The 16,583-nt window shown below is 56.0% G+C and carries 14 protein-coding genes and 1 other RNA gene; 10 read left to right on the top strand and 5 right to left on the bottom strand.

Annotated features, from left to right (window positions below; genetic code table 11):
• Positions 1 to 403 precede the first annotated feature (403 nt).
• From HMPREF0574_RS07240 to rnpB, 4 genes are all read left to right on the top strand, one after another.
• Positions 404 to 928, top strand: a complete 525-nt coding sequence (locus tag HMPREF0574_RS07240; RefSeq protein ID WP_236585903.1) for a hypothetical protein — start codon at positions 404 to 406, stop codon at positions 926 to 928.
• Between the two features lie 64 nt (positions 929 to 992).
• The gene (locus tag HMPREF0574_RS07235; RefSeq protein ID WP_004008075.1) at positions 993 to 1,883 is read left to right on the top strand and encodes a Nif3-like dinuclear metal center hexameric protein; all 891 of its coding nucleotides are present in this window, start codon (positions 993 to 995) and stop codon (positions 1,881 to 1,883) included.
• A 54-nt stretch (positions 1,884 to 1,937) separates the two neighbouring features.
• On the top strand, positions 1,938 to 2,663 hold the full coding sequence (locus tag HMPREF0574_RS07230) for a zinc ribbon domain-containing protein (protein WP_004008074.1): 726 nt from the start codon (positions 1,938 to 1,940) through the stop codon (positions 2,661 to 2,663).
• 17 nt (positions 2,664 to 2,680) lie between these two features.
• Positions 2,681 to 3,058, top strand: an RNA gene (gene rnpB, locus HMPREF0574_RS09300) — RNase P RNA component class A.
• Between the two features lie 148 nt (positions 3,059 to 3,206).
• Here the strand turns inward: rnpB and ppgK are convergent.
• From ppgK to panB, 3 genes are all read right to left on the bottom strand, one after another.
• Positions 3,207 to 3,950 (bottom strand): polyphosphate--glucose phosphotransferase, encoded by a 744-nt coding sequence (gene ppgK / locus HMPREF0574_RS07225; RefSeq protein ID WP_004008073.1) that lies wholly within the window; start codon positions 3,948 to 3,950, stop codon positions 3,207 to 3,209.
• 127 nt (positions 3,951 to 4,077) lie between these two features.
• A complete protein-coding gene (map, locus tag HMPREF0574_RS07220) occupies positions 4,078 to 4,989 on the bottom strand; it encodes a type I methionyl aminopeptidase (RefSeq protein WP_004008072.1) in 912 nt (303 codons plus the stop codon).
• A gap of 51 nt (positions 4,990 to 5,040) precedes the next feature.
• The gene (gene panB, locus HMPREF0574_RS07215; RefSeq protein ID WP_004008071.1) at positions 5,041 to 5,871 is read right to left on the bottom strand and encodes a 3-methyl-2-oxobutanoate hydroxymethyltransferase; all 831 of its coding nucleotides are present in this window, start codon (positions 5,869 to 5,871) and stop codon (positions 5,041 to 5,043) included.
• 163 nt (positions 5,872 to 6,034) lie between these two features.
• On the opposite strand from panB, the gene HMPREF0574_RS07210 reads away from it, so the two are divergent.
• A complete protein-coding gene (locus HMPREF0574_RS07210; protein WP_004008070.1) occupies positions 6,035 to 7,588 on the top strand; it encodes a C69 family dipeptidase in 1,554 nt (517 codons plus the stop codon).
• Between the two features lie 32 nt (positions 7,589 to 7,620).
• A complete protein-coding gene (locus HMPREF0574_RS07205; RefSeq protein WP_004008069.1) occupies positions 7,621 to 8,550 on the top strand; it encodes a diacylglycerol/lipid kinase family protein in 930 nt (309 codons plus the stop codon).
• A 62-nt stretch (positions 8,551 to 8,612) separates the two neighbouring features.
• Here HMPREF0574_RS07205 and HMPREF0574_RS07200 read toward each other — a convergent pair whose 3' ends face one another.
• Both HMPREF0574_RS07200 and HMPREF0574_RS07195 read right to left on the bottom strand, forming a co-directional pair.
• Complete coding sequence (locus tag HMPREF0574_RS07200) at positions 8,613 to 9,485, bottom strand: YwiC-like family protein (protein WP_004008068.1); 873 nt, start codon at positions 9,483 to 9,485, stop codon at positions 8,613 to 8,615.
• Between the two features lie 54 nt (positions 9,486 to 9,539).
• On the bottom strand, positions 9,540 to 10,598 hold the full coding sequence (locus HMPREF0574_RS07195) for a methyl-accepting chemotaxis protein (protein WP_004008067.1): 1,059 nt from the start codon (positions 10,596 to 10,598) through the stop codon (positions 9,540 to 9,542).
• Positions 10,599 to 10,838: 240 nt separating this feature from the next.
• Here HMPREF0574_RS07195 and pheS point away from each other — a divergent pair, with 240 nt between their 5' ends.
• The 4 genes from pheS to argC all read left to right on the top strand — a co-directional run bounded on the left by pheS (position 10,839) and on the right by argC (position 16,487).
• Positions 10,839 to 11,918, top strand: coding sequence for a phenylalanine--tRNA ligase subunit alpha (pheS, locus tag HMPREF0574_RS07190; RefSeq protein WP_004008066.1), 1,080 nt, complete (start codon positions 10,839 to 10,841; stop codon positions 11,916 to 11,918).
• 2 nt (positions 11,919 to 11,920) lie between these two features.
• Positions 11,921 to 14,539, top strand: coding sequence for a phenylalanine--tRNA ligase subunit beta (pheT, locus tag HMPREF0574_RS07185; RefSeq protein ID WP_004008065.1), 2,619 nt, complete (start codon positions 11,921 to 11,923; stop codon positions 14,537 to 14,539).
• A 66-nt stretch (positions 14,540 to 14,605) separates the two neighbouring features.
• A complete protein-coding gene (locus tag HMPREF0574_RS07180; protein WP_004008064.1) occupies positions 14,606 to 15,310 on the top strand; it encodes a DUF1287 domain-containing protein in 705 nt (234 codons plus the stop codon).
• Between the two features lie 94 nt (positions 15,311 to 15,404).
• A complete protein-coding gene (argC, locus tag HMPREF0574_RS07175) occupies positions 15,405 to 16,487 on the top strand; it encodes an N-acetyl-gamma-glutamyl-phosphate reductase (protein ID WP_004008063.1) in 1,083 nt (360 codons plus the stop codon).
• Positions 16,488 to 16,583: the final 96 nt, after the last annotated feature.

Genomic DNA, 16,583 nt, shown 5'->3' with positions numbered 1-16,583 from the left:
AGAGTAAAAAATCATACAGCTGATGCCGGGTTTCTCTCTGCCGCGGGATATGTGACTTCACCTATATTCTGGAGCCTCCCCAACGGGGGGTTAACCACTGTAACGTGGAAGTTTACACCTTCTATAGGGCAAAAGCTTGCCTTTAAGGGAGAAACATCCTCGCGAAGGATTTACGACTTTGTATCAGGGTACGTTTGTGGAGGTACTGCAGGATGTGGAATGATGTACACGAAGAGAGGCGTTACGTTGGGTGGAGATTCCGGTGGTCCATGGTTTAGCAGCGGTGGGGCGGCAGGTATACACGGAGGACTCGTTACAATGTCGGATGGAACTTCTCACTCTTACTTTACAACGATATCTAAAGCAGAACAGGTAACAGGCGCAACTGTGAAACTAGGATAAAGTGTTTGATGTAAAACTCCCATCTTATGCATTCGTTGGCTTTATTCTAGTTGTGTTTTTGTCATTGACGGCTTGTTCCGTGGAGGTAAACGATACCGCTGCTCATCCCGAAACTGAAAATAGAAATTCCGATACCGGTCATATTATGGATTTTGGAATCGAAAAACACGATACGGACGGAATGATTTATTACGCATGGAGTAAACAACTCTCTCAATTTACGGATCTTGGTCATGGGGAGTTAAAAATGATTGAATCAGGTAATGCAATCTGCTTAACCGATTCCCAGAGTGGACAAAATTACGGTATAGTATTACCTGAAGAAGCAAATTTTACGAATGATCTGTTCTCTTTTGAAAACGGAGCCTCTTGGAGTGTTGGAGAGACTGCTGAACAGCATAACTTCTTTGTCAAAGAACCGAGGTTATATAATATAAGCGAGAGCATGAAGAAATCCCAGCAGGAAATTATCAAGGCCTGTAAAATGGATAATCAGAGAATCTTTTTCTTAATTCCAGGATTATAGTTTCAGCTTTTTCTTTTCGTAACTTTCATATGTAATTAATGCCACCACCCGGTATGATGGACGCATGAGCAATGAGGCATTGACTGTTTGTGACCTATGTGAGTGGATGGACGCGCATTTTGCGCCCGAGCTGCAGGAAGATTGGGACCGGGTCGGGCTGATTTGCGGGGATCGGGGCGACCCGGTGACGCGAATTCTGCTCGCGGTGGATCCTGTCGAGCCGGTCGTGGACGAGGCCCTCGAGTGGGGTGCCCAGCTGGTCATTACGCACCACCCCCTGTTCCTGCGTGGCACTTCTTTCGTGTCCACGGATACTGCCAAAGGTCGGGTGGTGCATCGCCTGATTCGTGGCGGGGCTGCCCTGTTTAACGCCCACACCAACGCGGACTCGGCACACGATGGGGTCGCGGAAGCCCTGGCTCAAGCAGCGGGGCTGGACCCGCAGACCTGGCGGCCGCTGCAGCCCGCCCCCGCCGACACGTCCTTGGGCATCGGACGAGTTGGTCCGGTCACGCCCACCACTGTGGGGGAGGTCGCCAGCCGCCTAGCGAACCTATTGCCCAGTTCGCCAGCAGGTTTACTGGTGGCAGGGGAGTCTGACCGCCCAGTCAAGACGGTGGCGGTCAGCGGCGGATCGGGTCAATCCCTGTTGCCCGCAGCCTTAGATGCCGGCGCAGATGTGTTCGTGACCGCCGATTTGCGCCACCACCCAGCGCTGGATTTCCTGGAGATGGACGGGGCTCCCGCCCTCATCATGCCGTCGCATTGGGCCAGTGAATGGATGTGGCTGCCCCGTTTAGAAACAGCGTTGAACCTGTGGGCAGGTGAAATCGGCAAACCCCTGGAAACTAAAATCAGCACGGTTATTTCCGAACCCTGGGACGCCTATATCCCCACCGTTGCCGACGAGGAGACTACGCCGGACGATGCCGGTTGCAGTTCGGTAAACTATTAGCTGTAATCGCGTTAAGATTTACTAAAAGACTACATAGACCCAAGGAAGAAGTCAATGAAAGCTGCGCCCGAAGACCAAGAAAAACTTTTGGACCTGCAGGTCCTGGATCGAAAGATTGCCGGTTTGAAACACTCTCTGGCCAGCATTCCGGCAGCGGTGCGCGCCGAACAAATCAAGGTTGAGCAAGATGAACTGCGTACCAAGTTGGCTTTGGCTACTTCCGCCCGCAACGACTTGAACCGGGCTTTGAAGCAAGCCGAAGGAGAGGTCAGCAAGGTCCAGGAGCGGGCGAAAACTCAACGTGAACGCTTGGATTCGGGTCAGATGAGCCCCAAAGAAATGGAACGCATCCAAGCCGAACTCGCTCAGCTGGCGACTCGTCAGGGGGAACTGGAAGATAGTGCCCTGGACGCATTGGATGCGTTAGAACGTGCCAGCAAAAAAGTAAAACTGGTGGAAAACCGTCGCGCGGAGCTGGCTGTTGAGCTCGACGAAGCGCAAACCGAAGCGGGCAGCGTTGCCGGTGAACTGCAGCAGGAACTGGTCGGACAGCAAACCGAGCGAGACGAACTGGTCGCCACGATACCCGCGGATTTGCTGCGGGAATACGAAACTTGCAAGCGGGCGACCGGCGGAATCGGGGTCGTAGCGGTTAGTGGCAACCAGTCAGTCGGGATGGATTTGGAATTTTCGATGGCAGAAATTTCGCGTTTAAACGTCGCCGCTCCCGATGATGTCATCGTCAGCGAGGACCACGAAGTCATTTTGGTGCGTAAGTAGTACAATAATCGGGCGGAAAAGCCGGGCAGGTAGTCGCGGGCGAGTCATTCGATAAGCTCGAGGAAAGTCCGGACTCCACAGGGCAGGGTGATGGCTAACGGCCACCAGGGGCGACCCTCGGGACAGTGCCACAGAAAGCGAAACCGCCCCACCGGGCTTATGCACGGTGAGGTAAGGGTGAAAAGGTGAGGTAAGAGCTCACCGCGCGGCTGGTGACAGTCGTGGCAGGGTAAACCCCACCCGGAGCAAGGCCAAGCAGCAGGCTGGGCGGCCCGTTCAAAGCCTGCGGGTAGGCTGCTAGAGAGGTCGGGTAACTGGCCTTCCAGAGAAATGGCTACCGGCGCGCGGCGGCAACAAAGCGCGTTACAGAATCCGGCTTACGCCCGGCTTTTCCGCTCAAATCAACCGGTTCGCAACTGCGGGGGCACAAGTGGGGGAGACGGCCTCTCCGGGCAACGGAAGTTCCTGGTTCGGCGGCAATGCCAAATGCAAAACGCTCCGGGACGCCGCAGCATCCCGGAGCGAAACATTAGTAAGCTCGGCTCAGACTCCAGCCGCCAGCGCGGCAGCCCCCGCGATGCCAGCTTGGTTACGTAGCTGGGCAGGGATAATCGGGGTTTTCAAATCCAGCAGCGGCAAGAACTTGTTGTGCTGACGAGAGACTCCACCGCCAACCACGAACAGGTCCGGGCTGAATAGCATCTCCATCGTTGAATAATATTTTTGCAGACGCTTCGACCACTGCTTAAAGGACAGTTTCTTGGCTGCTTTCACGCCGGAAGAAGCGCGACTCTCCGCGTCTTTGCCATCAATCTCGATATGTCCCAGTTCGCTGTTAGGAACCAGAATCCCGTTATAAATGAGAGCGGTGCCAATTCCAGTGCCCAAGGTGGTGACGATGACCAGACCGGGCACATCGCGCGCCGCGCCGTAACGAACTTCTGCGTAACCCGCAGCATCTGCGTCATTCACGCACTTGACCATGTGACCGGTGTACTTGCGCAACAGGACACGGACATCAATGCCAGCCCATCCCTGGTCGAGATTAGCAATAAACGGAACCAAATCATTCTTAACCGGAGCCGGAATTGTCAGCCCCAAAGGCATGTCCTCAGGAACGCCCTTTTCCTCAATGATTTGACGGCATACTTCCGCCACGGCCTGTGGGGTCGAATGTGCGGGAGTTTTAATTCTCAGGCGATCGCCAATAAAATCGCCGGTTTCCAAATCTACATAGGCACCTTTAATACCGGAGCCACCAACATCAATCCCAAATCCAGTTGCCACAAAAGTCCCTTTCGCGTGGGGGATGAACTTGGCAAATACTCTATGGTAAAGGCTGTGATTTCACCAAATTACAGCCCGAATCCAGAGCCATGGGGAGTGGTCAATCCACCCCGGCGATAACAAACTATCAATCCTGGTGGTTGCTGGGCCAGGTGAGAATTTCTCCGCCGTCCTCGCGCACCACGAGGGTGTGTTCAAACTGGGCAGTGCGTCCCCGGTCGCGGGTCACCACGGTCCAGCCGTCCCGCCACTGTTCCCAAGCGATAGAACCCATAGTTAGCATCGGTTCAATGGTGAAAACCATGCCTTCTTCCATGATTGTGTCATAGCGGGGGGAATCGTAGTGCGGAATAACCAGCCCGCTGTGGAAAGCCTCGCCGACGCCGTGACCGGTGAAATCCTGCACCACTCCGTATTCAAAACGGCTGGCATAGGACTCGATAATTCGCCCGATAACGTTGATGGAGCGTCCCGGTTTGCAGACTTTAATGGCGCGCATCATGGCTTCTTTGGTGCAGTCGATGAGCTGCTGGGACTCGGGGTCAATCTCACCGACCGGGAACATGGCACAAGTATCGCCGTGGACTCCGTCCTTATAAGCGGTAATGTCCAGGTTAATGATGTCGCCCTCCTCAAGCGGTCGGTCATCCGGAATGCCGTGGCAGATACACTCATTGACCGAGGTACAGATAGATTTGCGGAATCCCATATAGCCCAGGCAAGACGGGTAGGCGCCGTGATCACAAATAAACTCGTGCGCCACACGATCCAAAGCATCGGTAGTCACCCCAGGAGCGATATGCTTGGCAGTTTCCACGATGGCGTCAGCGGCGATACGTCCGGCTTGGCGGATTTTTTCAATTGTTTCCTCGCTTTTCACATCGGAGGCGGTGACCCGTTCCGGTCCGTCATGGAACATGTATTCCGGGCGGTCGATGTGAGAGGGAACCGGTAACGTAGCGGAAATGCGTCCTGGTTTCAGGTTTCCCAAGGGCGCGCGGCGGGCGAGTTCATCAGTTCGAGTTTTCTTGTGTAACACGGTAGTAATTCTTTCGATTCAATAGTTCGGAAGTCGCCTCTGCGGGACGACCTAATTCTCATGGTAGTTTTCGGGAGCCGGGAAAGTCCGGTTCACCACGGCATCACGGTAGTTTTGGGCAGCGTGTTTCAGTTCCGCCCCCACCTGACCAAACACTTGGGCGAATGAAGGCTTCCAGTCTTGCATACCTGCCATATCAGTCCACACCAGGACCTGCCCAGCGGCATCCGGACCAGCGCCGATACCGATGATGGGAATGTTGAGCTGGTTGACTGCAGCGCGTGTGGTCGCGGCGGGAACCATCTCAAAGACAATCGAGAACGCTCCCGCGTCTTGCAAGGCCAGTGCGTCCGCTATCAGCTCTGGAGCAGCATCGGAGCGCCCCTGCAGACGTTTGCCACCCAGGTGGTTTTCGGACTGGGGAGTGAAACCGAGATGTCCCATCACGTTGATACCGGCATTCACGATGGCTTTGACCTGGGGCAGGATGCGCCTTCCGCCTTCCAGCTTCACCGCGGCGGCCCCGGCGCGTACCAGCACGACGGCGGTATCCACGGCTTGGGCAGGGCTGGACTCGTAAGTCCCGAAAGGCATATCCGCCACAACCAGAGCTCGTGAAGCCCCTGCGGCGACCGCGGCAGTGGCACGAACCATGTCGTCTAAGGTCACCCCCACGGTGGAGGACATTCCTAACATAGTGGTGCCGTAGGAATCACCGACCAGAATCATGTCAATTTCTGCCGAATCAATAATCCTCGCGGTAATCGCATCATAGGCAGTCAGCATCGTCAGCGGACGTCCGGCTGTGAAGTACTGCTGGACGTGCTGGACGCGAAAAGGTTTTCCAGGCTTGGGGCCAATGTCTGGATGGTGTTTGTGCATAGTCACTCCTTGATTCTGTCCCTATGTCCCTATACATCCTATGACTTTGTCGCGGGCAATAGTTCCTCAGGTAGACTTTTCCTCAGCATCAGATGCCTAAACGTTTTAAGATATTGGCAGACTGGGTACAGTCCGGCAGCAATTTTGAGAAAGGCGAAAACACATGGGTTGCACGACTATTTTGGTGGGAAAGCACGCTTCGGCGGATGGTTCGACAATTATGGCGCGGACCGACGACTCGGGACACGGGTCTTTTGAAGCGAAACGATTTGAGGTCATTGCCCCGGAGGATTTGCCAAAAACCTACCGTTCTGTCCTGTCCCACGTCGAAATCCCCCTACCGGAGACTGGTTTGCGCTATACCCGTTTCCCTGACGCTAGCCCCCATAAGGGTCTGTGGGCAGGTGCGGGAATCAACTCGGCTCGCGTCTCGATGACTGCCACCGAGACGCTGACCTCGAATGAGCGCGTGTTGGGTGCCGACCCGCTGGTTGAGTTGCGTGAATCCCAAGGGGTTGAGGGTCAGGACGGCTACGTGCCGGAACAGCCCGGTGGCATCGGAGAAGAAGACATGGTGGTGTTGGTGCTGCCCTACATTAAGACAGCTCGTGAAGGTGTGCTGCGGTTAGGGGAATTGCTGCAAAAATATGGCACTTACGAGATGAATGGCATTGGTTTCGCCGATAATGACGACGTGTGGTGGCTCGAGACAGTAGGGGGGCATCATTGGCTGGCGCGGCGTCTGCCCGAGGAATGCTATGCGGTTATCGCGAACCAGTTCAGCCTCGATGACTTTGACTTTGAAGATGCTCTAGGGGAGGGGCGCGATTACCTGTGCTCGCCGGATTTGCGAGAATTTGTGGCAGACAATCATCTGGACACTGCACAAACCGACGGTCAGCCGGTCCAGCGGTTCAATCCGCGCCTGGCTTTTGGGTCACGTTCGGATTCGGATCACACCTATAACACGCCACGAGTGTGGGCATTGCAACGATTCCTCAACCCCACGGACGCATCTCGGTTTGGTTTCCAAGGAGATTCCCGCCCAGATTCAGATGACTTGGATTGGTGCCTGATTCCAGAGCGTCTCATCACTATGGAGGACGTGAAATACACTCAGTCCTACCACTATCAGGGCACTCCGTTTAATCCTTACGCGAGGGCGGAACAAGCTCGGATTGGTGGGGCTGATCAGCGCGGTATGTATCGCCCGATTGGGATTAATCGCACTAATTTCGTGGCAGCACTCCAGATTCGCCCCGACAAACCTGCCACCACCACCGGACTGAACTGGATAGCCTACGGAGCGATGCCGTTCAACGCCCTGGTGCCGTTCTATGCCAACGTGCGGCACACCCCGGAGTACCTGGAGGCGACAACCGAGCGAGTCACCACTGAAAATCACTATTGGGCGAATCGGATTATTGCGGCTCTGGTGGATGCTCACTATCATCAGACGATTCCGCACGTCGAGCGTTACCAGCAAAAGGTCGTGGCGGCGGCTTTACAGGTCGTGGCGCGGACCGACCGGGCAGTGGCTGAGCTGGGTGAGGACGCGGCAAATAACATGGAAGACTCTCGCGTCTACGAACTGCTAGAGGCTGCTAATGCTGAGATTGCTGACATGTTGAAACGGGAAACGGATGACTTGCTGGATAAAGTCCTGTTTGACGCCAGCCTCAATATGCACAATTCGTTCTCACGTGATGATGCCTGAGCCGGCAGGAAGTTTCAGATCAGGAGCTGAAATTGCGTCAAGTCGTAACCATCTATAACCCCGTGAAAGTCGGGGACGAAGACGAGTTTAAAACCAGTTTGAGCGCCGTGGCGCAACAGCACGGTTTTGTGGTGAAATACCTCACCACCAGTGTCGATGACCCTGGCTTCGCGATGGCTGCGCAGGCTCGAAAGCTGCAGCCCGACCTGGTTATTGCCGCGGGCGGGGACGGTACCGTGCGTGTGGTCAGCACCGAGATGCGTCACAGCGAGATTCCGGTGGCGGTGCTACCGGCGGGCACGACGAATCTTTTGGCGCGAAACCTCAATGTGCCTTTGGACATGAAAGCTGCCATGGAGCTGGCGTTTACGGGGCAACAAGTCTCGATGGACATCGTCAAGGTGCATAACGAAAAATCTCGCAAACCTTGGTATTTCACTGGTATGGCAGGAATCGGGATAGACGCCGAAGTGATGCATCACGTGGATGAGGGGCTGAAAAAGGTGGTCGGTCCCGTGGCATACGTCATGTCCTTTTTTAGGCAGGTCAACAATTCGGTGCAGCGGTGTCGGTTCCGCATCGACGGCAAGCAAGTATTGAAACGCAACGTGATTATTTTCATGGTCGGCAATACTTCTCAGCTGACCGGTGGCATCCAGCTGTTCCCTGAAGCCACGCCTTTTGATGGTTCCCTAGATTTGCTCATTGGAGCGCCGCAGGGGATTAGCGGCTGGTGGCGCGTGGTTAAGAACGTGGTTTTGAGACTGGGGCGGCGCAGCACGCTAGAGTATTTCAGCGGCAAACGCTTCGAAGTCCTGTTGCACAAGCCGGCGGTGTGGGAGATGGACGGCGACCCCGAAGCCGCGGCGCGGCACTGGGTCTTCCAGGTCGTACCGCAAGCCATTACGGTTGTCGCCGGCGAGCCCGGTCCCCTAGCGCGGATACGGTCGAGAATTCGTTAGGCTGGTGCGGAAAAGCTCGTCATTGGGCGGAGAGCTGCCATCACGCTGGACTCCGGCGGCTATTACAGCGCTGCCGCCACAAAAATCAATACTGAAATTGCTACTTCGGTCAGTCCGATGACTCGCGGTCGCCAGGGTTTGCCGCGTCGGTGTGCCTGCCAGGGGAACCATATCGAGCGTGCTAATGTCACCAGCCAGGCGACTGCGACCAAAGGCGATACCCAAGATAGTGCGGCAGAAAGCAGCGCAGCGGTGAACCCCAGGGCGTGCGAGACGACCGAAATCGCCAAGAAACGCCGGTTCCCCCGCTGCCGAAAAATCGTCTTTACGTAGGGCACCGAAGCTGCGTAATAGGCTGTGAGTTGCACTGCTATCGCGGCGGCAGCTGACCAACCCCGTAAAACAGTGGATAAAGCGTGTCCACCCAGAGCGGACGCCTCGCGAACCCCGTACATCGCGTCCTGACCCATCCGCAAAGCCGTTGCCATCAAGCCGCAGTGATAGGCGACCAAGGTCATCAGCCCCGCTGCCAGGATAATCGTCAGGCGCGCTCCCAAATCACGTTCCCGTCCGCGGTACACTTCACCAGCCCACACCCCGATGAGGAGAGCGAAAGCCGGAATCCAGCAGCAGAGCAGCGGCAGCGCTGCCAGAACGCCTAGACCCAGTAATCCCACCAGAATCCCGTATACCATAACAGGGTATCGCAAGGATTTTCTCCGCGGATTCTTAATCAGGCGTAGTGCCGAAAACACAAAGCAGAAACCAAACATCCACGCGGAGAGCAGCACTGCCTGTTGCCAAGCCCATCCGCCCAGCGTAGCTCCGAATAGCGCCGGAACGGTGACAATGAACCAAGCCCCATGCTGATTGGGTAGCCAATTCCGCAGCACAGACCTGACCTTACGGTTTTCACGGGCGGGGGGCAGGGTCATGACCTAGTATTTTGGCTTAATCTGGGAGGAACCACGAAAAAACTGACCGGTTGTCTAATTCGACATCAACTGATCGAGCAGAGCACCAACCTGGGCGGAGTTGTCCTCCATAGTCTGCAGATGTTTTTTCATGAGTTCGCTGTCGCCTGCCATGTAGGCTTCGACCGCGGCCTTGCCGGAGACATGGGTACCTTCGTGAACGCCCTCCAGCTTCTGGAAACAAGGCTGTCCAGAATAATCGAGGTGACCGCGCCCTTCGTAATACCACTTGCCCAAGCGACAGGTGTGGGAGGAGGAAATCCCCTCGGGGTTTGGCTCCGAAATTCCGGTAATTTGACGGTAAATACCCAACTTAAAGATGAAGTGATCGAGCTTCACCACCGAAACGAATGATTCCGTGGTTACCCGCGCAATCGAGTCCGCCATAGAGGAAACTTTTTCTCCCACCGCGGTCGCAGTCTGGCTGGATTTTTCTTCGAACTCTTTGGACTCGTCAATAGCTTGGGTGATGTTTTCCAAGGCCATAGAAGTGCCCTCGGTGATGGAACTGACCAAGGCGCCGATTTCTTGTGTGGCACTGGCAGTGCGTTCCGCTAGAGTGCGCACTTCCCCTGCAACCACGGCGAAACCGCGACCAGCTTCACCCGCGCGAGCCGCTTCAATAGTGGCGTTGAGAGCCAGCAAATTCGTTTGTGAAGCGATACCCTCGATTTGCTGTACAAAGTTATGGATGGACTCGGAAGCCTTGGAGAGCTCCTCCATATTACCGCCCATGTCTTGCAGCTTTTTCGAAATGTCTTGGGCGCCGTCAGCCATGTCGTGCAAATCGTGGGTCGATTCTGCCATAACCCGACGTGTCTCGGCGGTGTCAGCGGATCCCGCGTCCAATTCGGACACAATCTTGCCCAGGGAATCACGGACGTTTTCTGCCGATCCGAAACAACGAGCCAGGGGGTCATTAGTGCTCTGGGTGAAAGATTGCTTCTGGTTCAAATCATTGAGAGCTTTCTCCTGAAATTCTTTCTCAGCTTGAAGCTCGGCGAGTTCAGCGCGGAGACGCTCAATCTCTGCCTGTAATTGTTGCGTTTCTACAGCGGTCTTGGCTTTTCTCACTTTGGTTATCCTTGACTAAAGATTTTCCTCAAAACAATAGCTAATTTATCTCAATACGCTGCAATTCTGTAGCGCTTTCATCTGTTTTCTACTTTTTGTCCGCAGTTTTCATTCGATTAGCCTCGATCAGTTGCGGAACAAGCGAGTATCGTGGCACACCTTGATTACCGGACGGAGTGGCATTTCGACTAAAGTTGAAGGGGTTTTGAGCTGGCTAGGAGTCAAAGAAATCGAGGAAAAATGAGCGAAAACGTGTTGAGTCCGCTGGATACAGAGGGTTTGGAACGGGAAGTCGCCGCGGCGTTACAAGCTATCGCAGCGGCGGCTGACGTGGATACACTAAAGGCGGTGCGTTCTCGCTACAACGGCGACAAAGCACCCTTGACCCAGGCAAAAAAACTTATCGGGAAGCTCGATTCTCAGGACAAAGCCACCGCGGGGCAGAACTTGGGAGCTGCCCAAGGTCGGGTTCGAGCAGCTTTGGATGCCAAACAGACTGAACTTCAGGAAGCTGCGCAAGAGGCGGCTTTGGCGGCAGAAACTGTGGACGTGAGTGTGTTGTCCGCGCGGCACCCGCTTGGGTCGCGCCACCCGCTGATGGTGCTGGAAGAGGAAGTTGCGGACTTTTTCGTGTCTTTAGGGTGGGATATTGCTGCTGGTCCTCAGGTAGAACACGAGTGGTTCAACTTTGATGCGTTGAACTTTGACGCCGATCATCCGGCGCGCCAGATGCAAGACACGCTCTATATCGATTCCGCCTCCGTGGGGGGCAGCGCGGAAAACCCTGCCAACTTGGTGCTGCGCACGCATACTTCACCGGTGCAAGCGCGTTTGTTGACCACCCGCGAGCTGCCGATTTACGTGGCTATTCCCGGTAAAGTCTTTCGTGCCGACGAGCTAGACCCCACCCACTCCCCAGTGTTTAACCAGGTAGAGGGCTTGGCAGTGGACCAGGGATTAACGATGGCGGATTTGAAAGGGACTTTGGATCACTTTGCCCGTGCCATGTTCGGTCCGGAGGCAAAAACCCGGTTCAGACCATCTTTCTTCCCTTTCACTGAGCCTTCCGCAGAGGTCGACCTGTGGTTCCCGCAAAAGAAAGGTGGACCCGGCTGGATTGAGTGGGGTGGTTGTGGCATGGTGAATCCAAATGTGCTGCGAGCTTGTGGGATTGATACCGAGGTTTATCAAGGATTTGCTTTCGGAATGGGCATTGAGCGCACGCTGATGCTGCGCCACGGCATAGAGGATATGCACGACATCGTGGAAGGTGACGTGAGATTCTCAGACCAGTTCGGCGTGAATGGAAAGGGGCGCTAAAAATGGCTTTTGTTTCGATTGAATGGTTGCGTCGGTGGGCGGCAGTTCCCGCGGACACGAGCGCGTCTCAACTCGCAAAAGACTTGGTAAAGGTCGGTCTGGAAGAGGAAGCCATCCACACTTCAGGAGTGACTGGTCCGTTGGTGTGCGGTCGGGTAGTCTCGATGGTTCCCGAAACAGCCTCTAACGGTAAAACTGTCAACTACTGCCGGGTAGATGTGGGCGAGGAATTTAACGATGCGCCTGGCACTGGCAAGGAGCCTTCCGATATTCCCAGCCGCAGCATCATTTGTGGGGCGCATAATTTCAAGGAAGGCAATCATGTGGTGGTCTCCCTGCCGGGAGCTGTGCTGCCTGGCGATTTCGCTATCGCGACCCGAAAGACTTACGGTCATATTTCAGACGGCATGATTTGTTCAGCTCGTGAGCTGGGGCTGGGTCAGGATTCCAATGGCATCATCGTCTTGGAGGAATACCTCGGTGAGCGCGGGATGGAAGTCCCTGCTCCCGGCACCGATATGCTGCCCATTCTGGGGCTGAACCAGGAACTGCTGGAAATCAACATCACTCCCGACCGCGGTTACTGTTTCTCGATGCGTGGGGTGGGGCGTGAATACAGCCACTCCACGGGCGCAAAGTTCACTGACTGGGGTTTGGCTGAAAATCTGAAAAATGGCTTGCCCGCGGTCAATGATTCCGGCTTCCCCGTCGAAATCGAGGACGCGGCTCCGATTCGCGGTCATGTGGGGTGCGACCGGTTTGTGGCACGGATAGTGCGCGGACTAAATCCGAACGCGCCCACTCCGCAGTGGATGGTGGCGCGGCTGGAATCGGCGGGAATGCGTTCCATTTCCTTGCCAGTCGACGTGACGAACTATGTCATGTTGGACTTGGGGCAGCCCATGCACGCTTATGACCTGGACAAGGTGACCGGTCCTTTGGTGGTGCGCCGAGCCCGCCAAGGAGAACAGCACACTACCTTGGACGACGTAGAACGCACCTTGGACGCTGAGGATCTGTTGATTACTGACTGCCAGGGCGGTCACGGCGCGCGCGTACTTGGCATCGCTGGAGTGATGGGGGGCGCGGACACTGAGATGACCGAGTCTTCCACGAACGTCCTGTTGGAAGCAGCGCATTTCGACGCGGTGTCCGTGGCTCGCTCGGCGCGCCGTCACAAGCTGCCGTCAGAGGCTTCAAAGCGTTTTGAGCGCGGTAGTGATCCGGAACTCCCCCCGGTGGCGGCGCAGTATGCCGCTGAGCTGCTGGTGGAATACGGTGGTGGCACCATCGACCCCGGGGTTACTGATGTCAACCACGTCAAACCCCAACCGACCGTTGCTTTACCTTTTACGGCCGCAACTCGGCTCATTGGGGTGGAGTATTCGCCCCAGCGTGTGGAGGAACTGTTGCGCGCTATAGGCTGTAACGTCACCAAGTCCGATGCTGATACGTTCTCGGTAGTACCTCCCTCATGGCGACCCGATTTGGCTGGTGGTCCTGCCCACCTGATTGAAGAAATTGCCCGCCTGGACGGCTACGAAAAGATTCCTTCCGTGGTGCCGGTCGGACCTGCCAAGATTGGTAACCCGGCGCCGCTGCGAACCCGTCGGGAAGTCAGCGACACTCTGGCAGAAGCCGGCTTGACCGAAGTCATGACTTACCCCTTCTTGGGCAATGAACACGATTTGATGGGGCTGCCGGTCGACGACCCGCGGCGCGACACCGTCAAGCTGGCGAACCCGCTGGCAGACGATTCCCCGGCATTGCGCAGTTCCCTGCTGGATACCTTGCTGAACACAGCCTCGCGAAATGTGTCCCGTGGCAATCCGCGAGTGGCAATTTTTGAACTGGATCAGGTCGTTAGCGCCCACGGGGTCATTCCGGCGCCCATCCCCGGAGTGGAGGAAAAGCCCAGTGATGAAGCCATGCAGGCGTTGCGGGCAGGAGTACCGAAGCAGCCCTGGCATGTGGCGGCAGTGCTGGCAGGAAACGCCATCGAAGCCAGCCCTCACGATGCGGCGCGCGCTTGGGATTGGGCGGATGCTATCGAGCTAGCAATTCGCGTGGCCGTGTCGCAAGGGTTGGCAGTGCGCCCCGAAGCCTTGGGGGTCGGGGGACAAGCCGCGATTGCGGCGCCTTTCCATCCCGGACGAGTTGCGCAAATCCGTGTGGGCGCGTTCACCGGTGGGAAAGTACTGGGGTACGCTGGTGAGCTACACCCCAAGGTATGCCAAAACTTCGGCTTGCCGCCCCGGACTTGTGCATTTGAACTGGATTTGGATGCGATTGAAAAGTCCCGCCCCAAGGACGCATTCCAGCTGCGTCCCGTCTCGACTTTCCCCGCCGCTAAGGAAGACTTGGCGTTCGTCGTGAAGCAAGACGTTCCCGCGCTGAAGGTTGCTAACGCGATTGCCAAAGCCGGCGAAGGTCTGGTCGAGGAGTTGCGCCTGTTCGACGTGTTTGAGAATGTGGAACAACTGGGGGAGGGTCGAAAATCCCTGGCGTTTGCGCTGCGGCTGCGTGCCGCTGACCGTACGCTGAGCCCGCAGGAAATCAAGGAAACTCGCAACCGCATCATCAAGAAGGTAGAGAAAACCTGTCAGGCAACACTGCGTTAGAGTCTCCGGACCAGACACGACTGGACTGCTGCGGGACGCGGTTGGTGGTGTAACTAAGGAGTTAGAGTGACTGCTCGCAGTTCACGAGGTCGAAAATGCTACGTTACTCTGGCGATTTTGCTGCTGGTTATCGTCGTGTTGGCAGGCGGTGTCGTGTTCCTGTTGTCGAACTGGAGGTCTAGTGGGCCGTGGCGCCTAGATGATGCTTGGGGCGGACAAAACCTGAACCATCCGGGACCGGTAGGGACAAAGATGCTGTCGGGCGCGGTTGCGTACCTTGACACCGCGCCGAAATATGACGGTTCTAAAGTGTATCCCGGTGGGGTGCCTAACGACGGTACCGGGGTGTGTACCGACGTGGTGTGGTATGCCGCTAAAGCTGCGGGAATGGACTTGCGTGAACTGGTTGATGCGGATCGGCGAGCTGACCCGCAGGCTTACGCCGCGATGGCTCCTGAGGGCGAGGCTCCCAATCCGGACATTGACTATCGGCGCGTTCGTAACCTCATTGTTTATTTCGACCGTCACGCCCAGAGCCTGAGCACAGATACCACGGACGTGGCGTCCTGGCAGCCGGGCGACATCGTGGTGTGGAAGGAACACGTGGCGATTATTTCAGATAGGCGCAACGCGCAGGGGTTACCTTATGTATTGCATCATGAGGGCAACGGATTTTGGTCTCGCTATGAGGCTGATGTCCTGGGCAATCGCGGGAAAGTGTGGCGGCATTATCGGCTGGAATCTCTGGGAGCAAAGATAGCTGGACACTAACCTGGAGGGAGTTTTATTCGTCCAGCTTCGTAATTTTCCCGAAACTCTTAGCATAAATATGCAACCATATGAATAAACATGTATAGTTGTGGGTATGGCAGAGGTAACAGGTAAAAAGGTTAAAGTTGCGGTGGCGGGAGCTTCCGGTTTTGCTGGCGGTGAATTGTTGCGATTGTTGTTGAATCACCCTCAGGTCGAAATTGGAGCCCTCACGGCGGCATCTTCGGTGGGGGAGCCCCTGGGAAAGCATCACCCCCATCTGTTTCCCTTGGCGCAACGGGTGTTGCAACCTACAGACGTTGAGAATCTGGCGGGTCATGATGTTATCTTCTTGGGGTTGCCCCACGGGGCTTCCGGGCAGGTAACTCGCACTCTGCGCGATGGTGGAGTGAAATCCCTGTTGATAGATTGCGGTGCGGATCACCGTTTGACCGACCCGGCAGCGTGGCGGGATTACTACCATTCTGAACCCGAAGAACCTTGGGCTTACTCGATGCCAGAACTATTGCACGCCAAGGAAAGCTCGGCGCGGGCACAGCGAGAAATATTGCGTCAGGCTTCTGAAATCGCGGTTCCGGGGTGTAATGTGACTGCGGTCACGTTGGCGTTGCTCCCCGCGGTGTGGGCAGGACTGGTAGATGCGTCTGACCTCGTGGCGAACCTAGCGGTGGGTTATTCCGGGGCTGGGAAAGCCATGAAATCTCATTTGCTGGCGGTATCGGCATTGGGCAATGCGCAAGGGTATGCCATGGCTGGCGTACACCGACATATCCCCGAAATTGCTCAGAACTTCCGCGTTGCGGGGGCGACGAAAGTTAACCTCAGTTTCACCCCTGTGTTGGTTCCTATGAACCGCGGTATCCTTGCCACGGTTACCGCGCCGTTGGTTGGAACTGGCGACCTGGGCGAACTGCGACGCGTATATCACGAAGTTTGCGATAGTGAGCCTTTGCTGGAATTTCTACCTGAGGGTATCTGGCCCACCGTGTCGATGGTGAGTGGTTGCGCCAAAGCGGCTATCCAAGTGGCGGTGGATAAGCGCGCCGGCAAGGTGGTGGCGCAATGTGCCATTGATAATTTGGGCAAAGGCACTGCGGCGGCAGCTGTGCAAGGTATGAATTTGGCTCTGGGGTTCCCTGAGCTAACCGGGGTTCCTACCGTTTCGACGGCACCCTAGACCAGGTTGGATGCCTCGGATTTCCCTCGAGGGGTTGTGGATGGAGGAAAACACTCCACAGATTGCACTAGTCCTGCTAAGATTCTGTCGAGCGTC

This window comes from Mobiluncus curtisii subsp. curtisii ATCC 35241, assembly GCF_000146285.1.
Classification (GTDB): domain Bacteria; phylum Actinomycetota; class Actinomycetes; order Actinomycetales; family Actinomycetaceae; genus Mobiluncus; species Mobiluncus curtisii.
Note: the sequence above shows the minus strand (reverse complement) of the source record. Positions and strands in the feature narration are given on the sequence as shown.